At 46.1% G+C, this 5,151-nt stretch carries 5 protein-coding genes; 2 read left to right on the top strand and 3 right to left on the bottom strand.

Annotated features, from left to right (window positions below; genetic code table 11):
• Window positions 1-1,021 (top strand): RNA-guided endonuclease InsQ/TnpB family protein (locus tag JCM2765_RS15985; protein WP_156301837.1); only part of this gene is annotated, 1,021 nt, incomplete at its 5' end.
• 263 nt (window positions 1,022-1,284) lie between these two features.
• Here the strand turns inward: JCM2765_RS15985 and JCM2765_RS15980 are convergent.
• From JCM2765_RS15980 to JCM2765_RS15975, 3 genes are read right to left on the bottom strand one after another with little or no spacing between them, the layout of a single operon-like run.
• On the bottom strand, window positions 1,285-1,719 hold the full coding sequence (locus JCM2765_RS15980) for a DUF5776 domain-containing protein (protein ID WP_054737535.1): 435 nt from the start codon (window positions 1,717-1,719) through the stop codon (window positions 1,285-1,287).
• Complete coding sequence (locus JCM2765_RS18485; RefSeq protein ID WP_225352148.1) at window positions 1,716-1,979, bottom strand: hypothetical protein; 264 nt, start codon at window positions 1,977-1,979, stop codon at window positions 1,716-1,718. The genes JCM2765_RS15980 and JCM2765_RS18485 overlap by 4 nt, the downstream gene beginning before the upstream one ends.
• Window positions 1,976-3,433, bottom strand: coding sequence for an amidase family protein (locus tag JCM2765_RS15975; RefSeq protein ID WP_225352147.1), 1,458 nt, complete (start codon window positions 3,431-3,433; stop codon window positions 1,976-1,978). Before JCM2765_RS15975 ends, JCM2765_RS18485 begins: the two co-directional genes overlap by 4 nt.
• Window positions 3,434-3,910: 477 nt before the next feature.
• Between JCM2765_RS15975 and JCM2765_RS15970 the strand changes: the two genes are divergently transcribed.
• Complete coding sequence (locus JCM2765_RS15970; protein ID WP_054737534.1) at window positions 3,911-5,020, top strand: iron-containing alcohol dehydrogenase family protein; 1,110 nt, start codon at window positions 3,911-3,913, stop codon at window positions 5,018-5,020.
• Window positions 5,021-5,151: the final 131 nt, after the last annotated feature.

Genomic DNA, 5,151 nt, shown 5'->3' with positions numbered 1-5,151 from the left:
CGCTAAATGGCTGAAGACTGATTCTCGATTAGATACCAACATGCCGAGCATGGCAATTCGTAATTATCAGGCGTCTTGGAACATGTGGCGGAAGGTCAATTCAGCGGGGACGCCGAAACCCAAACGTAAAGACCAATATCGATTCAGTTATCAAACAAAAAACAGCTATCCGGCTAAGTCTCGTCAAGCTGGTGAGGATATTTTTAACGGCGCTAAAGTTAAAGTGACCGACCCTCACCACATTCAGATTCCCAAAGTTGGTCGTTTGAAGGCATCGGCCAACAACATTAAACATCTACCACACGAAAAAGGTGTCCGAATTGGCGTAACCACCATTAAACAGGAACCGAATGGCGCTTGGTATGTGTCCTTTCAAATCAAAGCAGATCATCCTTTAAAACAAGCGTTGCCGAAAACTGGTTCAGAAATCGGCATTGATTTAAATTTATCCAACTTCTTAACCGATGATCAAGGTCAGCAAGTACCGAATCCGCGCTACTATCGTAAGATGCTAACGAAACTAGCTAAACAGGACCGTAAAGTGGCGCGTCGGAGTCGGCGAGCCAAAAAAGAACATCGCCGTTTGTTAGACAGTCGGAATTATCAAAAAGCCCGGCGACAAAGAGCTAATCTTCATAGTCATATCGCCCATCAACGCAATGACTTTCTGCATCGCACTTCCACGGTACTGATCCAGAACCACGATTTGATCGTGTCCGAAGAACTACGCGGGAAAAATATGTTGAAAAATCATGCCCTGGCGATGAGTATCAGTGATGTGGGCTGGCGTACCTTCATTAGTCAGCTTGAGTATAAAGCTGACTTATATGGCCGAACCTATATCACGGTTAATCCAGCCTACACGACCAAACGCTGTCACTGCTGTCAGGTAATCAATCAGCAAGTCAAACTAGGACAAGAAGAATGGCGTTGTCCGAACTGTCATGTTTTTCATATTCGTGACCATAATGCCGCTATTAACATTAAAAATAAGGGATTAGCGTTGCTCCAAAAAGCCTAAATCTCGCGAATAATCCATCGGTACCGTGGCAACTCCGGATTCCGACTCCAAATGGCTGGGGGCGACCCCGTAAATAGGTAATTAGCGTGTCAGACCAAAGTTGAACGATAACTGCGGCAGTGCTGTATCTAAGCAAGCAGAAACGGTCAGGTAGACTGATTATCGATCAGGAATGCTTTCAAAACAGTTAAACGTGGCGAAAGATTGCTGATCAATAACTACCGCTGTTTTAATCCACTTACTTTAGTGGGTGGTAGTTGAACTTACTTGGTTTGAATCAAACAGGTCTTATTCCCCGTTACCCACTGACCATTTGTCAACTGTAACTGGGTTAACTTACCTTGCTGTTTAATCAATTTAACCGTTACAACGGCGCCCTTCTTCAGGTGCGTGGTTCGTTGTGACGCCTTAAACTGAAACTTTTGATACTCATAAATGCCGTGTGCAGCAATCACCCGAACGCACTTCGGATTCGTTTGATAATAAAGCGCGGCGGTAACTTGCTTGTTTGCGGTGATATAACCACCTTTAACCCGGTAGCGCAATGCGCCGCCTTTCGAATAAGCGACCCCCAAAACGTTAAACGTGACGGCCTTAGTGCGAGCTTGCTTGGTGAAGTGCTTAACTCGGTGCATGAGGTCAACATCCTTGTAGACGTTAATGCCAGTTTTGGCATACACGGCTTTTGGATAAGTCACTTTGGTTGTTGGCTTAGTAGGTGTCGTGACTGGTTTTTGTGTTGGTTGTTGAGGCGTTGTATCTGGTGTCTGAGTTGCGTCGTTGAAGTTGTCGCATCCGTATTCGGTGTACCGTTATCCGATGTACCAGTCTGATTTTGCGTATCACGCATCTTCAACTGGCCTTGATCTTCAAACAGTTTTCCCATTGCCAACAAGAGTCGATCCTGTCCCTTAGCCGCCTGGAACTGAACACCAAGTGGTAGCTTATCCGCACTCACGTAGTTGGTAAGCTAATCGCCGGTTCACCGGTCAAATTGGCCAGTTGCGTAAACGGCGACTTACTCAACCCATGCAACCAAGCATCGTAAATCAACTGCATCTGAGCCGCGCTATCCAAACTACCAATGTTGCGCAATTTGGCCACGTATTCTGGCAAGAAAGCTGGGTCACTATTACTTGGCGCCGTGGTTGCGGTGGTTGGTGTCAAATACAGTGGGTACTGTTTATGAAAGTCAACCATCTGCTGGGTTGCAGTGGCAATGGTTTGCTTAACCGCAACTCCATCCGTGTTCGGATTCAGCTTCTTACTTGCTTCATACAAGGCATAAGTCATAATACCGCCATCATCCGCTTCGAGATCACGGTGGAATTTACTGCGCGCAAAGGTGTTCGCCGCATAGCCGCTACTGGTTGCCGATTTATAATAAGCCATCATGAGTGCTTTGCCGTCAACCGGGCTATCAACTTGCTTCACGTTAAAGCCCTGCTGTTTCAAAAACGCCACGGTCTGATTAACCGCATTAACCGCGTCTTGACTGACCGGCGTTCCCACGGGTGATTTGGTTGAGTAGGCGATTGTTTGGCCCTTCAAATCACTTGGGGCAGCTTCGGCAGTGACCTTGCCGCTTAACATATTATCAAACAGCGTTTCCGTGTCCGCCATCGATTCCGTTTCGGCAAAACTAGCCATGGAACTGGTTGCACTATCACCGACAATCATCCCCGAAGTTGGTTTCAAGCCAATCGTACCCGACCATGAGGCTGGGATTCGAATCGAGCCACCGGCATCGTTGCCAGTTGCTAGTGGTACCATATCGTCAGCGACACTGGCCGCGGCACCACCGGATGACCCGCCAGGATTATTCGCAGTGTTCCACGGATTCGACGCCGTGCCGTAGAGTTTTGACGTTGTGACGTTCAAAAGTCCCAACTCTGGATAGTTCGTTTGACCAATGACCACAAATCCCAAACTCTGCAGCTGCTTCACAAACGGTTTCGTATAGCTGGCAACTCGATCACTGGAATAAGGCAAGCCCTGAGTGGCTGGTTCGCCTAACAGTTCTTGCGCAAGTCCCTTGATTAGAATGGGGACGCCATAAAATGGTTGCCCCGTATCGGTCATGGCATCCGCCTCACTAAGTGCCTTATCCTCCCGCAAAGTCAAAACCGCATTCAACTGCGGATTATCCTGCTTAATTTTGGTCATCGCTAACTGGATCAATTGCTGCTTGGTGACTTTACCGCTCCGAACCATCTGCGCAAGCTGTAACGCTGAAGCGTGCTCGTAGTCGCTAAGCGTTAATGTTGCTTGTTGTTGCGTGGTTGTCGTTGTTGCTGCAACAACAGCTTCACTCGGCGCTAAACTAGCTGCGCCAAACAACCCCATTGATACCGCCGCAATCACCAGTCCCAATTTAAGTGATTGCCGCCGATGTCCCTTTAACCAAACCATCTCAATGCCCCCGTTTTCAATTGAATTTCAATTAATAGCGTACAATGATTTCGCCAAAAACGAAAGCGTTTTACATTAAAATACATTAGTTAATATGATTGGTAATCATAATTGATTCAATTAATCATATTTGTGAAAAACAATACATTTATGCCATTTTATTGTGTCTATGACTCACATTCTTAATCAAACTCTGGATTATTACGAAATGATTTCGCTATTTATCAACTAATTATATCTATTAGACTGTAATTAATACTTAAACTAATTTTCAATTATTTTCAAAAAAATTTACTGTTCAAAATTCGCTGTCAAAACTTAATTCACTATTTTATAAGAAACAAATGAGAATTTTCCTTGACTTTTCATCATCACAAGCCGATAATAACTTCACGTTAGCTATTCAATGCAATAGCTTGATCAAAAATACATAACGCCTGCGGACTGCCCGCAAGCAATAGTAAGGGACTGACGACAATGATTTCACAAAGTGGACCACAACGCTACATATCAGATAACGAGGCTTATGACCAATTACCAGGGTTCATGGCCAGCTTAAACGTGAAGAACGTGTTATTCCTGCACGGCACCAAATCACTCGCTGCCGCCAAGCCATATCTACCAGAATGGCCGGCTGAATTTAATGTCACTGACGTTCAATTCAACGGCGAATGTTCATTTGAAGAAATTGACCGGGTCAAGGCCATTGCCGACGAAAACAACGCCGAGATGGTGATTGGTCTCGGTGGTGGTAAAGTACTAGACACCGCTAAGAGTGTGACTACTGGCACCCATCGTTACTTAGTATTGATTCCAACGCTGGCCAGCAACTGTTCCCCATGGTCCGCAATTTCCGTGCACTACAAGGAAAATGGCGAACACATCGGCCATGAAATTTACAACGAAACGGCTAACTTAACACTGTTGAATCCGAAAGTCATTTTGAATTCACCAATTGAGTATTTCGTAGCTGGTATCGGTGATACGTTAGCCAAATACTACGAATCAGAACTGATCTTCCAAAAGTTACCTGAAGACCAGTACACTGTTGCATTGACCATTTCTCGTCAAATGGCCAACAACTGTCGCGAAGTGTTGATGAAGTACGCTGAACAAGCGGTTGAAGACATGAAGGCTGGTCGCTTGACGCCTGAATGGCGTCAAGTTGCCGAAACGGTGACCGTCATGGCCGGAACCGTTGGTGGTTGGGGCGATGATTACGGTCGCGCCTCGGGTGCGCATGCAATTCATGATGCATTGACCATCTTCCCACAAACCGCCCCTCACCTGCATGGTGCTAAAGTCGCGTATGGGATTCTAGTTCTCCTCGCCATTGAAGGCAAGACGGATGAACTCAAACGCTTGTTGCCATTCTACCGGACTTTGAATTTGCCAACCAATTTGGCAGACGTGGACTTGGCAGACGCTAGTGATGCTGACATTGATAAGTTGGCAGCTACAGCAGCTGATCCACACACGCAAATGCACTTCGTACCAACGGATGAACCCGTAACCGCAGAAGTGACAAAACAAGCAATTATGACGGTCGAAGCCATCACCGCTGAAACTGCCACGGCTACTAAATAGTTGATCTATTATTAACGCCCCTCGGCTGAGTTAAACTCGGTTGAGGGGCGTTTTTTTTAGACTTACGTTTGTGTCCAGCGTAAGTGTGCGAAGTTTGTGAAAATTGGCTTCGTTGGCGCGTTAATCATGGA

Origin of the sequence: Secundilactobacillus similis DSM 23365 = JCM 2765 (assembly GCF_001311075.1) — a bacterium.
Taxonomy (GTDB): domain Bacteria; phylum Bacillota; class Bacilli; order Lactobacillales; family Lactobacillaceae; genus Secundilactobacillus; species Secundilactobacillus similis.
This window is presented reverse-complemented; position numbering and strand designations above follow the sequence as displayed.